We start from the raw sequence: 18723 nt of genomic DNA, 5'->3' as shown, positions 1-18723 counted from the left end.
TACGATGCCCCTGTGCCGCTCTCCTCGGTCCGCAGGACCCAAGTCACCGCGATCGTCGCGGGGCTCGCCGGACTCATTCTGGCGCTCGTCACCCCGCTGCTCCCGGTCAACCAGACCACGGCCGAGATCCACTGGCCACAGCAGGGAGTCGTCGGCTCGGTCTCAGCACCGCTGGTCTCCTACGCGCCGATCTCCCTGGAGGCGCAGATCCCGTGCTCGGCCGCGGGCGAGCTGCCCGAGGGCGCCCACGTTCTGCTCTCCACCACCTCCCCTTCCGCGCCGAAGGCCGCCGAGCGCGGCCTGTTCGTCCGGGTCACCGGCGGATCGGGCGAACAGGCCGACCGGCGCACTGTCGAGGTAGTCAACCGGAACTTCCCGCTTCTGTCGGCCCCGCTCGACCAGGTGCTGTCCGGATCGTGCTCCACCCTGCAGATCACGGCCGGCTCCGAGGGGGTGACGGCGTCCTTCGCAGGCCTGCGGAACGACGACGACGAGCCGCTGGCCGCCTCGACGGCTGATTCCGATCTGGGCGACCAGCGCCCGCAGGTGACCGGACTGTTCACCCAGCTCACCGGACCGGCGGTCGACCTGCCCGGGCTGTCCGCACACGTCGAGATCGACTCCCGCTACAGCACCTCCCCGACGCTGCTCAAGTGGCTGGCGATCATCGTCGGCATCGCGATGACGCTGGTCTCGCTGGCCGCACTGGCCCGGCTCGACGCCACCGACGGCCGCGGGCACCGGCGGATCTTCCCGGCCCGCTGGTGGCGGCTCAACGCGCGCGACTACACCGTCATCGGGCTGCTGCTGGTGTGGCACTTCGTCGGCCCCAACACCTCCGACGACGGCTACCTGATGACCATGTCGAGGGTGGCGCAGGAGAGCGACTACACGGCGAACTACTTCCGGTGGTTCGGCGCGCCCGAATCACCGTTCGGCTGGTACTACCAGGTTTTCGGGCTGCTCAGTCAGGTCTCGGTGGCCAGTCCGTGGATGCGGATCCCGGCGCTGTTCTGCGGCATCGCGAGCTGGCTGATCATCAGCCACGAGGTGCTCCCCCGGCTGGGCCGGGCCACCTCGGGTCTGCAGCTCCTCGGCGCCCGTCGGGGCGGTTCTGCCGAGCTCCGTCGAAGCGGTCCGGCCTGGACCGCCGCCGCGGTGTTCCTGGTGGCGTGGTTCCCGTTCAACAACGGCCTGCGCCCCGAGCCCATCATCGCGCTGGGCGCCCTCCTCACCTGGTGTTCGGTGGAACGCGCGATCGCCACCGGGCGGATGCTCCCCGCCGCGGTCGCCTGCCTGATCGGCGCCTTCAGCATCGCCGCCGGGCCGACCGGTGTGCTGGCCGTCGCCGCCCTGGTGGCCGGTGCCCGGCCGATGCTGCTCGCTCTGGTCAAACGGGCTCGGGAGGTGGCCCGGCTGACCGGCCGGGGACTCGGCTGGGCGTACGCGAGCCTGATCGCCCCGATCCTCGCCGCAGGCACCTTCGTCCTTTTCGTGGTGTTCACGGATCTGACACTGGCCGCGTTCACGCAGAGTTCGGCCATGAAGACCTCGGTGGGCCCGTCGGCCCACTGGTACAACGAGATCGACCGCTACTCCTCGCTGTTCGCGTTCTCCGCGGACGGCTCCATCCTGCGCCGGTTCGCCGTCCTCGCGATGGTGCTCTCGCTGGTGGTCGCCGGTGCGGTACTGCTGCGCAAGGGCCGGATTCCAGGCACGGCCGCCGGCCCGGCCCAGCGAATCGTCGGCATCACCTTCGCGTCACTGCTGTTCCTGATGTTCACTCCGACCAAGTGGACCCACCACTTCGGCGTCTTCGCCGGGCTGGCGGCCGCCCTGGCCGCGCTCGCCACCGTCGCCGCGAGCGCCGACGCGACGCATTCACGCCGCAACCGCACACTCTTCGCCGCGCTCGTCGTGTTCATCACCGGTTTGGCCCTCACGGCGCCGAACTCGTACTACTACTCCTCGGCGTGGGGCATGCCGTGGGGCGTCTGGCAGGTGACCATCGCCGGCGTGATGGTCGGCCAGGTGCTGCTGTACCTCACCCTTGTGCTGCTGGCCGTGGCGCTGTGGTTCCACTTCCGCGAGCCGTTCGCCGGCACCGATCCCGCCCACGAGCACCCCGAAGACGTCCGTCTGCCGCGTCTGCGACGCGCCCTCGCCTGGCCGGCCCGCGCCCCGATGGGGGTGGCCGCCACCGCTGTGGTGGTCTTCGCCCTGGTCACCGCGATCGTCGCCGGAATCAATCAGAGCACCTCGTACTCGGTGCCGCGCTCCAACCTGGAAGCGCTCGCCGGCCGGCCGTGCAGCATGGCCGACAAGATCTGGGTCGAGGAGAACCCGAGCGATCACCTCCTGCCCCCGGTCGACGACACGCTGACCGACCCCCTCGCCGGCCCCGCGACCCAGCCGCGCGGCGCCGATCGGGGCGCGACCGCCGGATTCTCGGCGAACGGCGTGCCCGACGATCTGAACGCCCGAGCGTCGTCGGGCAGCCTGGGCGTCCTGGCCGGAGCCGCGAGCAGCGACCCGGATCTGCTGATCGCCAACAGCGGCGGCACCGGCGGCGGTCTGCTCGACGAGCCCGGCGTGAACGGGAGCCGCGCGGCGCTTCCCTTCGGCCTCGACCCGGCCCGGACGCCGGTGCTGGGCAGCTACTCCGACGACGTGCAGACTCCGGCCGGCCTCACCTCGGGCTGGTACCTGCTCCCGGCGGACTACAAAGTCCGCCCGTTGATCACGTTCTCGGTGGCCGGCAAGTTCGCCCGCGACGAACTGCGCCTGGAGTACACCGACGAGCCGGTCACCCCGCAGACGCGCGACGGCGACCTGACCCCGACCGGATCGGTCCAGATGATCGACCCCGGCCCCAACCCGTCATGGCGCAATGTCCGCATCGACACAGCCGGACTCCCGGACGGGCTCACCGCGGTGCGCATCGTCGCCGACGACCACAGCCTGGCCGAAGACCGCTTCCTCGTGGTGACCCCGCCGCGGCTGCCCGCGATGACCACCGTGCAGGAGACCGTGGGCTCCACCGACCCGGTGCACGTCGACTGGACCTCGGGCCTGGTGGTGCCCTGTCAGCGGCCGTTCAACTTCCACGCCGGCGTCGCCGAGATCCCGCGGTGGCGGATCAAGCCGGGCGCCGACCTCGCCGCCGCGGTGGGCACCTGGCAGGCCGCGCCCGGCGGCGGGCCCCTGGGCTGGCTGGAGATGTCGCAGCGGCCGGACACCGTCGCGACGTACCTGCAGGGCGACATCGGCCGTGACTGGGGCGCGCTGGAACGCTACTCGCCGTACGACGACGCTGCGCCCGCGGTGATCGACTACCAGACCACGGTCCGCAGCGGCCTCTGGAGTCCGGCCCCGATCCGCTACTGAGCCGGTCGCGGCGGGGCTGTCGGTGCGGCCCGGACCGTACGCGCCCGGGCCGCTCGCATTGGGTGGTGCTCAGCTTGGTGCACTAATCTCAAAGATCGTGTCAACGACTGCCTCCGAAGCGACCGAGCGTTCTCCGCGATCGGCCCCGTTGTCGGCCTCGCAGGCTCGATTGCTGGCCGTGATCGGCGGCGTCGTCGCCATCGTCGCGGCCCTCGCCGTGCCCTTCCTTCCGGTCAAGACCACCGAGGCCACCATCACCTGGCCGCAGGGTCAGCAGCTGAGCGACGACGACCCGTCGGTGCTGGCCCCGCTGATCGCGCAGGTGCCGCAGACCCTGGACGTCGTCGTCCCGTGCCGGGCCCTCGAACAGGCCGCCACGGCCGACGGCGTGCTCTTGTCGACCATGCCGCCGGGCGCCTCACGCCTGGCCAACAACGCCCTGGTGGTGAACAACCGCGGCGACCGCGTGACCGTCCTGTTCCGCTCGAACGTCGCGGCCAGCGCAACCCATGCCGAACTGGCGTCCGATCAGTGCCGGAATCTCCGGATCTTCGCGTCGCCCGCGGGCGCCGGCGCGCAGTTCGTCGGTCTCGGCCCGGAGAACGTGCTCGCCCCCGACAAGCGGCCGCAGGTCGACGGGCTCTTCACGCCGCTGTCGACGGCGCAGGTGCGGGCCCTCGAAGCCGCCGGTCTGCGCGCGGCGATCACCGTCGACAACCGCTACGAGAGCACCGCGACCGTCCTCAAGATCGTCGTGATGGCGCTGGCCGTGATCGCCACGCTGGTGGCCCTGTTCGCGCTCTACTGCCTGGACCGGCTGCGCGGCTACCGCGGTCCGCCGGCCCTGCGCATCGCCGACCGGATCCGCGCGCTTCGCCCGCGGTTCACCGACGCCGTGGTCACCGTGATCCTGCTGGTCTGGCTCTTCCTCGGGGCCGGCGCCCCCGACGACGGCTACATCATCAACATGGGCCGGACTGCGGACGCCGCCGGCTATCTGTCCAACTACTACCGATACTTCGGCATCGCCGAGGCGCCGTTCGACTGGTACTACAGCTTCCTCGCCGCCTGGGGCTCGGTCAGCTCGTCCCTGGTGTGGCTGCACCTTCCGGCCCTGGTCGCCGGCCTGGTGTCGTGGTTCCTGCTCAGCCGCGTGGTCCTCCCCCGCCTCGGCGACGCGGTGAAGGCGACCGGCTGGACCGGCTGGGCCGCCGCCTCGGTGTTCCTGGCGTTCTGGATGCCGTTCTGCTCGGGTCTGCGCACCGAGGGCATCATCGTGCTCGGCACGCTGCTCACCTGGTGGGCGGCCGAGAAGGCGATCGCCACCAAGCAGCTGCTGCCCGCGGCGCTGGCCGCGACCGCCGCGGCGTTCACGGTGGCGCTCGCCCCGCAGGGCGTGATCGCGCTGGCCATCCTGCTGGTGTGTGCCCGCGCCCTGCTGCGGATCCTGGTGGAACGACGGCGCGAGGACCCCCTCGGCGCGTTGCTCGCACCCATCGGCGCCGCGGCTCTGGTGGTGCTCGTCGTCGTCTTCCGCGATCAGACGCTCATGACGGTCCTCGAAGCGATGAAGATCCGCTACCAGACCGGTCCGATCATCCCGTGGAGCCAGGAGTTCATCCGCTACTACTTCCTCTCGGTCACCACGCCCGACGGCGCCATCGCCCGCCGGATCCCGGTGCTGCTGGTGTTCGCCGGTGCGATCGTGACGGCGGCAGTGCTGCTGCGGCGGGGAGGGATCGACGGCGTGTCCCGCGGGCCCGCGTGGCGCCTGGTCGGCTCGTTCGCGGTGACGCTCCTGCTGTTCTTCTTCGTCCCGGTCAAGTGGACCATCCAGTTCGGCGTGTTCGCCGGTCTCGCCGCGGCCCTGGCCGCCACCGGCACCCTGGCCGTCGCGCAGAGTGCCGCCCGCAACAGCCGCAACCTCACCGTCTTCGTCGCCGGACTGCTGTTCGGTCTCGCCGCGGTGGCCGCCGGCTACAACTCCTGGCCGATCGTCTACCGCTACAACATCTCCTGGTTCGACCAGGCGCCGGCGATCGGCGGCCGGCAGGTCTCGACGGCGCTGCTCGTCCTCGCCGTGATCGCGGTGGCTTTCGCCCTGTGGCAGACCCTGCGTCTGGACTACGTCGACAACAAGGGTCTCGCGCACCATGCGGAGGGCGAGACCGACTCCCGGGCCGATCGGCGCCGGCTCGCGCTCGCCTCGTCGCCCATCACCGTGATCGCCGCCCTGATGGTGCTGGCCACGCTGGCGCTGTACGCCAAGGCCGTCGTCGCCCGCGACGGCATGACCGCACTGAGCCATAATCTGGACACACTGAGCAGTTCGTCGTGCGGCATGGCCGACCAGGTCCTCGCCGAACCCGACCCGAACGCGAACCTGCTGACTCCGGTGGACGGCCGCTCGCAGTCGGCGGCCCTGGCCGGTGTGAACAGCGTCGGCTTCACCCCGAACGGCGTGGCCGGGGACCTGTCTCCGGAGTCGATCACGTCCCGACCCGGCCAGATGCACGTCGCGGGCTCCACCTCGCGGCCGTTCTCCACGATCGGCACGCTCGGCGCGGGCACCACCGGAGGCACCGGACCGGAGACCGTCAACGGTTCCACCGTCGCCCTGCCCTTCGGGCTGAACCCGGCCACCACACCGGTGCTCGGCAGCTTCGGCTATCCCGGCAACGCTCACCTGACCACCGGCTGGTACCGGCTGCCCGAGCGCGACGCCTCGCCGCTGCTGGTGTTCGCCACCGCCGGCGCGGTCTCCACGATCGACGCCACCGGAGTCCGGGTCCCCGGCCAGTCGCTGGTGGTGGAGTTCGGGCGGCCCGGCGCCGACGGCCGGTTCGAGCGCATCGGGCCGAAGGTGCTGCCGATCGACCCGGGCCCGCGGATCGCGAACCGCCCGTGGCGGAACCTGCGTGTGCCGATGTCGTCGGCGCCGGCCGGCGCCACCGTGATGCGGCTGGTGCTCGACGACACCAATCTGGGCGCCATGCAGTTCATCGGCATCACGCCGCCGCGCGCGCCGAAACTGCAGACCCTGCAGGAACTGGTCGGCTCGTCCGATCCGACGCTGATCGACTTCCCGATCGCCGCCTTCTTCCCGTGCCAGCAGCCGATGACCTTCCGGCACGGCGTGGCACAGGTGCCGCAGTGGCGGATCCTGCCGGACTACGTGACCATGAACATGCAGTCCAAGACCTGGATGTCGGCGAGTGCCGGCGGCCTGCTCGGGATCGTCGACACGACCACCAAGGCGACCGTCGTCCCGACCTATCTGAACAACGACTGGCATCAGGACTGGGGCACGCTCGAGAAGCTGGCCCCGCTCGCCCCCGACGCCGCCACCGCCCGCGTCACGACGCGGCAGGTGACCCAGTCGGGCCTGGCCCGAGCCGGATCGATCCGCGTGGAGCCGACTAAATGACCGAGGAAACCAAGATCTCAGCGGACTCGTCGTCGAACGCTTCGGGTGAGTCCGCCCGCTGGAGCTTTCTGACGGCGAACGACTACCGCGTCACCAAACTGGTCGCCGCGATCGCCGGCCTCCTCGGAGTGCTGTTGGCGGTGGCGACACCGTTGCTGCCGGTGCAGCAGCGGTCCACCACTCTGCAGTGGCCGCAGCACGGCGCGATCGGCAACGTGACGGCGCCGCTGGTCTCGTTTGTTCCGACGTCGATGAGCACCGCAGTCCCCTGCTCACTCGCCGCAGACCTGCCCGCCGGGGGCGGGGTGCTCCTGTCGACCATCCCGCAGAACGGCAAGCAGGCCGGCGCCCGCGGCCTCTTCGTCCGGGCGACCGACGACAAGCTCAACATGACCGTCCGCGACGTGCTGCTGCTCAGCGTGGACCGGCAGGCGGCTCAGACGAACCCCCATTGTGTGTTCGAGCTGACCGGGGACGGCGACGGCGTGACCGCCCAGGCAGTGGGCATGAGCGGCGAGGGCACCCGGTACAGCACCGACGACACCGACATGCGTCCGCAGATCGTGGGCGTCTTCTCCGATCTGCCGTCGAGCGCACCCCTCGAAGGCCTGTCGCTGCGCGCGGACGTCGATACCCGCTTCGTGAACTCGCCGACTCCGCTCAAGCTGGCCGCGGTGATCATCGGCATCCTGATGACCCTGCTGTCGCTGCTCGCACTGGGCATCCTGGATGCGCGCGACGGCCGGGGCCACAAACGGTTCCTGCCGCGCGGCTGGTTCACCATCCGGCCGCCCGACGTGGTGGTGTTCCTGGTGCTCGCGGTCTGGTGGCTGATGGGCGGGAACACCTCGGACGACGGCTACAACATCACGGTCTCCCGCGTCACCGAAGAGGCCGGATACGCGGTCAACTACTTCCGCTACTTCGGCGTCCCGCAGGACCCCTTCGGCTGGCCGTACCAGGTGTTGTCGTGGATGACCCACGTCAGCGTGTCCGCGCCCTGGCTCCGGCTGCCTGCGTTCTTGCTCGGACTCCTCGGCTGGTGGCTGATCAGCCGCGAGGTGATCCCGCGCCTGGGTCGCGCAGTGCGCGGCAGCCAGGCCGCGATCTGGTCCGGCGCACTGGTCTTCCTGGCGATCTGGCTGCCCTACAACAACGGCATCCGGTTCGAGCCGCTGGAGGCCGTCGGAGCCCTCCTCACCTGGTGCGCGGTGGAGCGGGCGATCGCCACGCGGCGGCTGCTCCCGTACGCGGTGGCCGCGATCATCGGTGCGTTCACGCTCGCCGTGGCGCCGGGCGGCCTCATGGCCGTGGCCGTCCTGATCGCCGGTCTGCGTCCGGTGGTGCGCGGCATCGTCTCGCGCCGCGGCCGCGACGGACTGCTTCCGATGCTGGCCCCGGTGCTGGCCGCCGGCACCTCGGTCCTGTTCATGATCTTCTACTGGCAGCCGCTGATGCCGTTGATCGAGGGCAGCCGGGTGGCCAGCGAGGTGGGTCCGACCCAGGAATGGTGGCAGGAACCGGTCCGGTATTACTACCTGATCCTGCAGACCGGCGACGGCACCTTCTCCCGGCGCTTCGGCATCCTCATCATGTTTCTGTGCCTGGTGATCGCGATCTTCCGGCTGCTGTCGAGGAATCATCCGAACGGGGTCGCGCGCGCACCGATCTGGCGGCTCATCGCGGCCATGCTCGGCACCATGTTCTTCATCTCGTTCACGCCGACCAAGTGGACCCACCACTTCGGCCTGTACGCGTGCATCGGCGCGAGCATCGTGGCGGCCACGGCAGCGATGATGGCGCCCGCCCTGCTGCGCTCGCGCAGCAACCGCGCCTTCTTCGCATCGGCGGTGCTGCTGGTCACGGCCGTCGCCGCCACCGGCACCAACATGTGGTGGTACGTCGGCAGCTACGGCATCCCCTGGTGGGACCGGCCCATCGCGGTCGCCGGCGTCCGCCTCGGCTGGGTAGTGCTGGTCCTCTCCGGGATCTGCGCGCTGTTCGGTCTCTGGTATTACTTCCGCAACGACTACGTCGACGACGACAAGCGCACCGGGTATCAGCGAACCGGCCTCAACCGTTTCAAGGTGTCGCCGCTGCCGGTGATCGCCGGACTGGTCGTGCTGTTCATGCTCCTGTCGTTCGCCAAGGGCGCCTGGACGCAACGGGACAGCTGGTCCTGGGCGATCTCGAATGCGCGCGCCCTCACCGGCGACGAGTGCGGCCTGGCGAACGACGTGCTGGTGGAGAGCGATCCGCAGGGATCCATCCTCTCGCCCGCCGCCGTCGAGGGCCGACCCGCGCCCTCGCCGAGGGCGGCGCTGTCCGGCGAGAACACGGGGTTCACCCCGGACGGAGTCCCGTCGTCGACGCTGATCGACCCGGTGGAACGCAGGACCAGCAGCAGCTCCACCGAGGAGGAATCGCAGACGGCGCTGCCCACCGAGGAGGAGGTCACCGGAGAGAGCGAGAACGACGACGAGACGGCCACCGAGACCGCCACCGAGAGCACCCCGCCGTTCTCGCAGGTGCGGCTGCCGTACGGCCTCGACCCGGCGACCACTCCGGTGCTGGGCAGCTACGGCGCCACCGGCACCGCGTCGGTGCTGACCGACTGGTACCAGCTGCCGTTCGCCGCCGGCCAGGCGCCCGAGGAGTCGCCACTGCTGGCGGTGGCCGCGGCCGGATCGATCGCCGCGGTGAACGGTCTGGGCGCGACGACGGCCGGGCGCAAGCTGGTCGCGCGCTATGCGCGGCTCGGCCCCGACGGCCGGGTGATCCCGGTCGGCGCGCCGCAGATCCCGATCGACGCGATGGAGGTCAACGCCGAGTGGCGGACGCTGCGCTTCCCGCTCGCCGCGGCGCCCCCCGGCGCCACTCTGGTGCGCCTGGACGTGGTCGACGACGGTGCCGCCGCCACCGAGTGGGTGGCCTTCACCCCGCCTCGGGTACCGGCGCTGCGCACGCTGAACGACGTCGTCGGACGCACCGACCCGGTGTTCATCGACTGGCTGCCCGGTCTGGTCTTCCCGTGCCAGCGCCCGATGGCGGTGCGCAACGGCGTGCTCGAGTTGCCCGACTGGCGGATCATGCCGGACGCCGAAGGCACCCAGCGCAACAGTCAGACCTGGATGGCCGGCAAGTTCGGCGGCCCGCTCGGCATCACCGATGCGCTGCTGACGCAGACCCTGGTCCCGAGCTACCTGCGGAACAACTGGGGACGCGATTGGGGCGCTCTGGCCCGCTACACGCCCCTGGTTCCGGATGCGCAGCCTGCCGACCTCGAGCTCGGCTATCGCACGGTGAACGGACTGTGGACGCCGGCCCCGATGCGGTCGGCAGGTTACTAGTGTCCCGTCGTCGCGACAGCCGCAACGCCGTCGCGACGACGGACCGCGGACGCGACACCCGTAGTGGTCGCTTCTGCGGTCGGTCGTCGCGCTTGGGCGCCGGTTGTCGCGCCTGACGCCCGCGCGTCAGCGCAAGGCGATCGGGACGTCGGCACCGCCCTCGCGGGTCAGCCGCGGTGCGACCTGCACGATCATCGGTGCCGGCGCGAAGCCGCCCGCGAACAGCACCTCCCCCTGCCCGAACTCCGTGGCGCGGGCGAGCAACGATTCCGGCGCGTAACCGAAGACCGAACCCAGCTCGGCCAGATCACGCGGTGCGCTCATCTTCATCAGGCCGAGGTTGTCGCACTGCGACAGCGCGTTCGGATGGACTTTCGACGGACGCTGGGTGGACATCAGCAGCCACAGGCCGTACTTGCGGCCTTCCGCGGCGATCTGCACGATTCGTTCGGTCAGCAGGCGCTGTACCGGCGTCGCGGGCGTCGGCGAGCACAGATTGTGCGCCTCGTCGATCACGATGAGGCGGCCGATCCGCTCGTGGCGCCGCGCCCACAGGTGATCGAGCACGGCCAGGGCAGCGGCCTGTGCCTCTTCGGCGACGGCCACCTCGCCCAGATCCACGACGGTCGCATCCGGCTGTTCGTCGATGATGTCGATCAGCGTCCGGTTGCCCCACGCCCAGAGGTCCCAGTCCGCGATGCCGAGGTTCTCCAGGCGGACCGCGAGCCTGGTGTACTCGGGCTCGGGCCGGGACCGCAGCAGCGTGACGACGGACGCGCGCAGACCGGTCGCGTCGTCGTTCCCCAGTCCCAGGCCGGCGATCGCCTCGCGCAGTTGCGCCTCGTGCCGGACCATCACGTTGAAGTCGTCCGCATCGGCGAGGGGATCGATGCGCATCACGGCCGCCCGCGACGGCACGTCCATGTCGACGAAGCGCACGTGCAGCGGTTCCCCGCCTTCGGCACCGCGCCGGCAGATGCGGACGTCCCGGCGCGCCAGTTCCCCGGCGACGGCGGCGGGGGCGTCGTCGCGCACGGAGTTCAGGTGCACAAAGTCGCTGTTCGGGTCCAGGATCACCATCGGCAGCCGAGTGTGCAGCAGGACCTGCTCCAGCAGCACCCCGAGCGCGTAGGTTTTCCCCGAACCGCTCTGTCCGCACCAGAACGTGTGCCGGTTGAGCTTGGTGGCCAGCAGGTGCGCGTCGGCGTGCTCGCCCAGGCGGGTGCCGATGGGCAGCTGTCCGGTCATGCGGTCCTCGTCCCGGTCAGATCGGCATCAGGTAGTGCTTGCGCGGGGCGCGCAGCACCTGCTTGTCGCGGAGCTGCGCGAGCGCCTTGCGCAGCTGCAGCCGCGTCTGCGCCGGCTCGATCACCGCGTCGATGTACCCCTTCTCGGCCGCCAGGTACGGATTCGCCATCATCACGTTGTAGAAGTCGATGAAGTCCCGGCGCACCTTGTCGGCGTCGTGCACCGACAGGCCCTCGGTCTGACGGCGGGTCAGCAGCACCGCCGCGGACTCCGCGCCCATCACTGCGATCTTGGCCGTCGGCCACGCGAAGTTGATGTCGGCGCCCAGCTGCTTGCAGCCCATCACCGCGTACGCGCCGCCGTACGCCTTGCGCAGCACCACGGTGATCTTGGGGACGTCGGCCTCCACATAGGCGTACAGGAACTTGCCCGAACGGCGGATGGTGCCCTTGGCCTCCTCGGCGACTCCCGGAAGGATGCCGGGGGTGTCGACCAGGAAGATCAGCGGAATATTGTAGGCGTTGCAGATCCGGACGAAGCGCGTCGCCTTCTCGGAGGCGTCGGTGTCGATGGTGCCGGCCATCACCGACGGCTGGTTCGCGACGATCCCGACGCTGTGCCCGTCGACGCGCGAGAAGCCGGTCAGGATGTTCGGCGCGAACAGCTCGCCGATCTCATGGAACGAGCCGTCGTCGAACAGCCGCACGATCAGGTCCCGCATGTCGTACCCGGCGTTGTCGTTGTCGGGCATGAACTCGTTCAGCGCGAGGTCGGACTCGGTAATCTCCGGCTCCAGGCCCGGATTGATCACCGGCGGCTTCTCATGGGTGCTCGACGGCATGTACTGCAGGTACTCGCGCACCCACTCGAAGGCCGCCTGCTCGTCGGGCGCGACGTGGTGGATGTTCCCCCACCGCGCCTGATTGTGGGCGCTGCCCAGGTCCTCGGCCGATGTGTCCTCGCCGTTCACCGCCTTGAGGATGTCCGGGCCGGTGACGAACATGTAGCTCTTGTCCTCGACCCCGACCAGGATGTCGGTGTTGGCCGGGGTGTAGACGGCGCCGCCGGCGCACTTGCCGAGGATCACCGAGACCTGCGGGGACAGACCGGACAGCAGATCGTTGCGACGGCCCATCTCCGCGTACCACGCGAGCGAGGTGACGGCGTCCTGGATGCGGGCGCCGGCCGAGTCGTTGATGCCGACCATCGGGCAGCCGAGCTTGCCCGCCCATTCCATCAGCGCGGACACCTTGCGGCCGAACATCTCGCCCACGCTGCCGCCCATCACGGTCTGGTCGTGACTGAAGGCCGCGACCGGGCGACCGTGCACCAGTCCGTGGCCGGTCACCACACCGTCGCCGTAACCGGTCTCGCCAGCCCCGGGCGCCTTCACCAGCGCGCCGACCTCCACGAAGGTCCCCGGATCGAACAGCATCTCGAGTCGTTGACGCGGCGAGCAGATGCCCTTCTTCGCTCGCTTGGCGACCGCCTTCTCGCCGCCCGGCTCCTTGGCCAGTTCCAGCTTCGCGCGCAGATCCGCAAGCTTGCCCGCGGTGGTGTTGTCGGTCATACGCCGGCACCCCTCTCGTTCAGGTCCGCGATCCGGTCGGACAGGTCCGCGGCCACCTTGGCCACATACGGTTCGTCGACGATCGACAGGTGATCGCCGCCGATGTGGACGATCTCCAGATCGTCGACCACCTCGCTCCAGCGGCCGTCCTCGTCGATCTCGGCCCACTGCGGCTCCAGCTCGATGGCGCCGTCGTGCATCTTGTCGGCGCGGTAGAGGACCACCTTGCCGTCGTACGGACTCGGATCGATGTTCGTGAGCGCGCGGTTGTCCAGGAACGACGTCCGCTGGTGCTCGATGATCCCGCCGGGGATCTTGGTGCCGGACATCTGGATCATCTCCATGATGATCGCGAACTGCTCGTCGTCGTCGGCCTCGACCAGCCGGTCCATCGGGATCGGGGTGTCGGCGTCGAGGTCGTAGGTCTTCACCGCGAAGTCGCGCCAGCGTTCCAGACGCGCACGCTTGGTCTCCGGGGTCTCCACCACGTCCTCGCGTGGACGCACGACGTCGATCAGGCCGACGAAGGCGACCTCTTCACCGTGTTCGCTGAGCAACTGCGCCGCGCCGTAGGCGAGCGCACCGCCGAGCGACCAGCCGACCAGGACATACGGGCCGTGTGGCTGGATCTCGCGGAGCTTCGGCAGATACTGCCGCACCCGCTCCTCGATCGAGCCCTCCACGCGGTCGAAGCCGACCACCGGCTGGTCGTCCGGCAGCCGCTTCAGCAGCGCCTCGTAGGCCGAGGTGTTGCCGCCGGCCGGATGGAACACCAGCATCGGCATCGGATCGCCGGCCGTCGTGTCGAAGACGTGCTGCCGCTGCCCTTGCTTCTCCGGAACCCGCAGATACCGTACGAAGCCGTCGACGTCCGCGGCCGCATCCATGTGCTTCCGGACGTAGTCGGACATCTCCTCGATGGTCTCCGCGGCGAGCACGTCTTCCACGTCGATGTCGCCGCCGGTCCGCTCGTTGAGGCGGTCGGTCAGCTTCTGGGCGGTCTCCTCGTCGAGCACCGGAAGCTTGTTGAAGACGCCGCCGGCCGACTTGCCGGTGACCACGGCGTAGGCGCCGAAAGTGAGACGCTCGGGCGCATCCCGCGGGGGCACGTCGGTCCCGGCCGCCGCGGCCACCTCGGCCTGGTCGGTCAGGTCAGCCTTCGGGGCAGGCGTTTCGACAAGCTCAACGGGCTGGATCGCCCCCTGAGCTTCCGTCGCCCCCTGAGCTTCCGTCGCCCCCTGAGCTTCCGTCGCCCCCTGAGCTTGTCGAAGGGTCGACTCGGCCGACGTTTCGACAGGCTCAACGGGCTGGATCGCGCCCTGAGCTTCCGTCGCCCCCTGAGCTTGTCGAAGGGTCGACTCGGAGGACGTTTCGACAGGCTCAACGGGCTGCGCAGACTCGGCCGACGTTTCGACAGGCTCAACGGGCTGGGCCGCTGCAGACGACGTTTCGACAGGCTCAACGGGCTGGGCCAGCTCAACGGGCTGGGCCAGCTCGCCGGGCTGAGCCGCTCCCGGAGCGGCCTTGCGGGCGTTCACCTCGTCGATCAAGGCCGAGAGCGCGGCGGTGTCGAGTTCCTGGCCGTCCGCGGCCCCTTGCGCCAGCACGTCCACCTGATCGCGGTTCTCCACGGCGAAAGTCACGAACTTGGTGACGTCCATCAGATTCGCCTGACGCATCGCCTGGAGCTGGAGCTGCGGGATGTCGAACTCGTACTCGACGCGGTTCTTGATACGCACCGCCATCAGCGAGTCCAGACCCAGTTCGATCAGCGGGATCTCCCGGGGAAGGTCGTCCGGGTCGTAGCCCATCGACTCGCCGACGATCACCGCCAGGCGCTGCTCGACGGTCTCGCCCTGCCCGGGCTCGAACTTCCGCCCGATGTCGTCGACCACTTCGTCTTCGTCGACGACGGGGCCGCCGGCGAAGGACTCCCCCGCATGCGGGGCGGCCTCGACACCGGCTCCGGCCGATCGCGTGTCGTCACCGGGCTCGACCATCGCATCGGGGTCTCCGACCGCAGCGGACGATTCCGGCGAGACGGGGGCACGGCCGGGAGCAGTCCCGGTGACGGCGGCCTCGTAGACCAGGCGGTTGCCGTGCGCGGCATCGGCGTAGACGGTCAGTGCTCCGCCGCCCGGATGGCGAGTGAAGATCGTCGTCACGGTGCCCTCGCGTGGGAACTCGCCGGTCGCATCGACCGCGACCACGGCGGGATCGACGAGCACCTGCTTCGCGGCAGCCAGCACCAGGTCACGCGGGTCGGTGACCGCACTCACGGCCACCTCCCAGGCGTGACGCCCGTCCGGCAGCGCGACGTGTGCACCGGGCACGGCCGACAGGCCGGCCGAGCTGCTCACCGAGGCGGTCAGCCAGTACGGCTTGCGGTCGAAGCGAGTGCGCGGGATGCTCGCGTACGGCAGATCCTGACCGGTGCCGAACAGCGAGCCGACGTCCACCGGGTGACCGTGCACCCATAGCTTCATCAGCGCATTCACCAGGCCGTAGCTCTCGTCCTCCTTGCGGCGGAGCGTCTCGATCAACTCCGCGTTGTGCACGCCGGCGCCGAAGGCCGAGGCCGCAACCGAGATCAGCACCGCGGGATTCGGCGAGAGCTCCACGAAAGTCCGGTGGCCGTTCTCGACCGTCTTGGCGATGGCCTGCGCGAACCAGACGCTGTGCCGCAGCCCCTTGGTGAAGTACTCGATGGTGTGCACCGGCTCAGCGCCCGGGCGGTAGAACACCTCGCGGTCGACCGAGCTGTAGAAACCGACCTTCGGGCTCTGCGGATCGAGGCCGGTGAGCTCGTAGGCGAGCTCGCCCAGCAGCGGATCCATCTGCGAGGTATGGCTGGCGCCCTTGGTCTGCAGCTTGCGGCCGAGCTTGCCCTCGGCCTCCGCGCGCGCCACGATCGCGTCCACCTGCGACTCCGGGCCGCCGATCACCGTGTGCGTCGGGGCCGCGTAGACGCAGATCTCCAGATCAGGGTAGTCGCCCAGGACCGCGGTGATGTCGTCGGCCGAGTACTCGACGATGGCCATCAGCCGGATGTCGTCGCCGGCGAGCATGGACTCGCCCTCACCCATCAGGCGCGAGCGCTGACAGATCACTCGGGTCGCATCCTCCAGCGACAGTCCGCCGCTGATGTAGGCGGCGGACGCCTCGCCCATCGAGTGCGGCACCAGCACGCCGGGCTCGGCCCCGTAGTGGCGCATGGTCTCGGCGAGGGCCACCTGGATGGTGTAGATGCCCACCTGGCTGGTCTCGATGCCGTAGGTCTGGGAATCGTCCAGGAACAACTCGCTGACGGAGTACCCGAGCTCGTTCTGGACGCACTCGTCGACGCGGTCGACGTGCTTGGCGAACACCGGGTTCTCGGTGTACAGCTGCTTGGCCATCTTGCGGTGCTGCGACCCGAAGCCGCTGAGCAGCCACACCGCCGAGGCCGCATCGGGCGAGTCCGCGGTGTACACGAAGGGCAGCGCCTTGCCGTCGGCGACGGCCTGCACACCCTTGAGCGCGTCCTCGTGCGTGCGGGCCATCACCACCGACCGGGTGCGCCCGTGGTTCCGCCTGGCCAGCGCCCGGCCGATCTCGGCGAGGGGCGTCGCCCGGCCCTCGTCCGAGGAAAGCCACTCCGCCAGTTCCGCGGCGGCCTTCCGGCGGCGCGACGGCAGGAACCCGGAGATCACCAGGGGCACCACCGCGCCGTCCTGCGCACAGGGCGCGAAGCCCTCGGCCGGATCGGCCGCCACGGACTCGGCGACGGTCTCGGTCTTCGGCGCCTGCGCGGCGAGGAGCGCGCGCTCGGCGTCGGTCAGGTACTCGTCGTCGTCCTCGGGGTCTCGACTCCGCTCGACCAGCGAGGAAGACTCGACCAGCGAGGAAGGCTCGGCCACCGAGCCGGAATGCTCAGCCGACGAGTCATCCCCTCGCTGGTCGAGCGAAGTCGAGACCACCAGGTCGGAGGGCAGCACCTCGCGCACGACGACGTGCGCGTTGGTGCCGCCGAAGCCGAAGCCGGACAGACCGGCCACGGCGTGGCCGCTGTAGCGCGGCCAGTCGGTGTTCTCGGCGGTCACCTTCAGGTTGGTCGCCTCGAACTGGATGTACGGATTGGGGCCGACGTAGTTCAGCGAGGCCGGGATCTTGTCGTGCTGCAGTCCGAGCACCACCTTGGCGAGCGCGCCGGCGCCGGCTGCGGACTCCATGTGGCCGTAGTTGGTCTTCGCCGAACCGAGCAGCGCGGGGCGATCCGGTGTCCGTCCGCGGCCCACCACGCGGCCGAGCGCATCGGCCTCGATCGGGTCGCCGAGCACGGTGCCGGTGCCGTGCGCCTCGATGTAGTCGACCGTGCGCGGATCGATGGCCGCATCGGCGTACGCGTCGCGCAGCACGTCGACCTGCGCTTCCGGGTTGGGTGCGAAGATGCCGTTGGAGCGGCCGTCCGAGTTCACCGCACTGCCGGCGATCACGGCGAGGATCTGGTCGCCGTCGGCGCGCGCGGCCGAGAGACGCTTCAGGACGAACACGCCGCCGCCCTCGGCGCGGATCATGCCGTCGGCGTCCGACGAGAACGCCTTGATCTTGCCGTTCGGCGCCTGCGCACCGATGCTGTCGAAGCCGAGCGTCACAGCCGGCGTGATGATCATGTTGACGCCGCCGGCGATCGCGACGTCGGTCTCGCCGGTACGCAGGCTGCGCACCGCCTGATGCACGGCGACCAGCGATGAGGAGCACGCCGTGTCGATCGACAGCGACGGCCCGCGGAAGTCGTAGAAGTAGGAGACGCGATTGGCGATGATCGACGTCGCGGTGCCGGTCAGGGCGTACGCCGCCGTCTCGCTCGCGCCTTCGCCGAGACCGAGGGTGGCGAGCATCTGATAGTCGTTGGTCGACGTGCCCAGGAACACGCCGACCGGCGCGCCCTTGAGGTCGCTGGCCGGCAGATGCGCATTCTCCAGCGCCTCCCAGGTCAGTTCGAGCGCCAGCCGCTGCTGCGGGTCGACCATCTCGACCTCGCGCGGGCTCATCTGGAAGAAGTCGGCGTCGAACCCAGCGACGTCGTCCAGATAGCCGCCGTGCACGTTGGCCTCGGCGATGATCTGAGCCAGCCGGGGATCGGCCTTGAACTCGCTCCACCGGTCTTCCGGCAGGTCCGTGATGCCGTCGACGCCGGTGATCAGCGCCTCCCAGGTGGACTCCGGCGTCTCACCCGCCTTCGGGAAGCGAGTCGCCAGACCGATGATCGCGATGTCGTCGTCGGCGCTGCGTTCGCGTTCCCAGAAGCGGTCGGCGTCGACGTCCAGGCCCTCCTCGGGGTCGCCCTCGATGATGCGCTTGGCGAGCATCGCGATGGTCGGATGGTTGTACGCAGCCGTCGCAGTGAGGATCACGCCGGTGCGATCCTCCACGTCGGCGGCCAGCGCGACCGCATCGCGGGACGCAAGCCCGAACTCCTCCATCGGGCGGTCCACCGAGATCTGCTCGACGGGCAGGCCCGTGGTGGTGGCGACCCACTCGCGGAGCCAGTCGCGCAGTTCCTCCACGGTCATGCCGCCGGCGGTCTCGCCCGCGGTGTTCGGGGACTCGGCGGGCGAATCGGTTCCGGTGTTCTCAGTGTCAGACATCGTCTACAGCCTAGGAGATCTCGTCGATGGGTCGGTACGCGTCGAGCCCGGTATGTCGAGGACATACCGGGCCGTCGGCGGCGTGGTTCACGGTTTCGGTTGCTCGGATCC

Annotated in this window: 6 protein-coding genes; 3 read left to right on the top strand and 3 right to left on the bottom strand. The window is 69.9% G+C overall.

Annotated elements, in window-relative coordinates; genetic code table 11:
* Positions 1-12 precede the first annotated feature (12 nt).
* The 3 genes from C6V83_RS02210 (at position 13) to C6V83_RS02200 (ending at position 10164) form a co-directional block, all read left to right on the top strand.
* Positions 13-3387, top strand: coding sequence for an arabinosyltransferase domain-containing protein (locus C6V83_RS02210; protein WP_105941020.1), 3375 nt, complete (start codon positions 13-15; stop codon positions 3385-3387).
* A 97-nt stretch (positions 3388-3484) separates the two neighbouring features.
* Entirely contained in the window at positions 3485-6814 is a 3330-nt protein-coding gene (locus C6V83_RS02205; protein ID WP_234353823.1) for an arabinosyltransferase domain-containing protein, read from the top strand.
* The gene (locus C6V83_RS02200) at positions 6811-10164 is read left to right on the top strand and encodes an arabinosyltransferase domain-containing protein (protein ID WP_105941019.1); all 3354 of its coding nucleotides are present in this window, start codon (positions 6811-6813) and stop codon (positions 10162-10164) included. Before C6V83_RS02205 ends, C6V83_RS02200 begins: the two co-directional genes overlap by 4 nt.
* Positions 10165-10290: 126 nt before the next feature.
* Here C6V83_RS02200 and C6V83_RS02195 read toward each other — a convergent pair whose 3' ends face one another.
* The 3 genes from C6V83_RS02195 to pks13 are packed head-to-tail and all read right to left on the bottom strand — an operon-like array spanning position 10291 to position 18612.
* Positions 10291-11412, bottom strand: a complete 1122-nt coding sequence (locus C6V83_RS02195) for an ATP-binding protein (RefSeq protein ID WP_105941018.1) — start codon at positions 11410-11412, stop codon at positions 10291-10293.
* A 16-nt stretch (positions 11413-11428) separates the two neighbouring features.
* Positions 11429-12982 carry an acyl-CoA carboxylase subunit beta gene (locus C6V83_RS02190; protein ID WP_105941017.1) on the bottom strand — a complete coding sequence of 518 codons (1554 nt, stop codon included), beginning with the start codon at positions 12980-12982 and terminating at the stop codon, positions 11429-11431.
* Positions 12979-18612, bottom strand: a complete 5634-nt coding sequence (gene pks13, locus C6V83_RS02185) for a polyketide synthase Pks13 (protein ID WP_105941016.1) — start codon at positions 18610-18612, stop codon at positions 12979-12981. Before pks13 ends, C6V83_RS02190 begins: the two co-directional genes overlap by 4 nt.
* Positions 18613-18723 lie beyond the last annotated feature (111 nt).

Source organism: Gordonia iterans (genome assembly GCF_002993285.1).
In the GTDB taxonomy this organism is placed as follows: domain Bacteria; phylum Actinomycetota; class Actinomycetes; order Mycobacteriales; family Mycobacteriaceae; genus Gordonia; species Gordonia iterans.
This window is presented reverse-complemented; position numbering and strand designations above follow the sequence as displayed.

Excerpts from the sequence above, each read along its gene's own strand:
- C6V83_RS02200 (WP_105941019.1), top strand. The coding sequence starts at position 6,811 with ATGACCGAGGAAACCAAGATCTCAGCGGACTCGTCGTCGAACGCTTCG.
- C6V83_RS02195 (WP_105941018.1), bottom strand. The coding sequence starts at position 11,412 with ATGACCGGACAGCTGCCCATCGGCACCCGCCTGGGCGAGCACGCCGAC.
- C6V83_RS02190 (WP_105941017.1), bottom strand. The coding sequence starts at position 12,982 with ATGACCGACAACACCACCGCGGGCAAGCTTGCGGATCTGCGCGCGAAG.
- pks13 (WP_105941016.1), bottom strand. The coding sequence starts at position 18,612 with ATGTCTGACACTGAGAACACCGGAACCGATTCGCCCGCCGAGTCCCCG.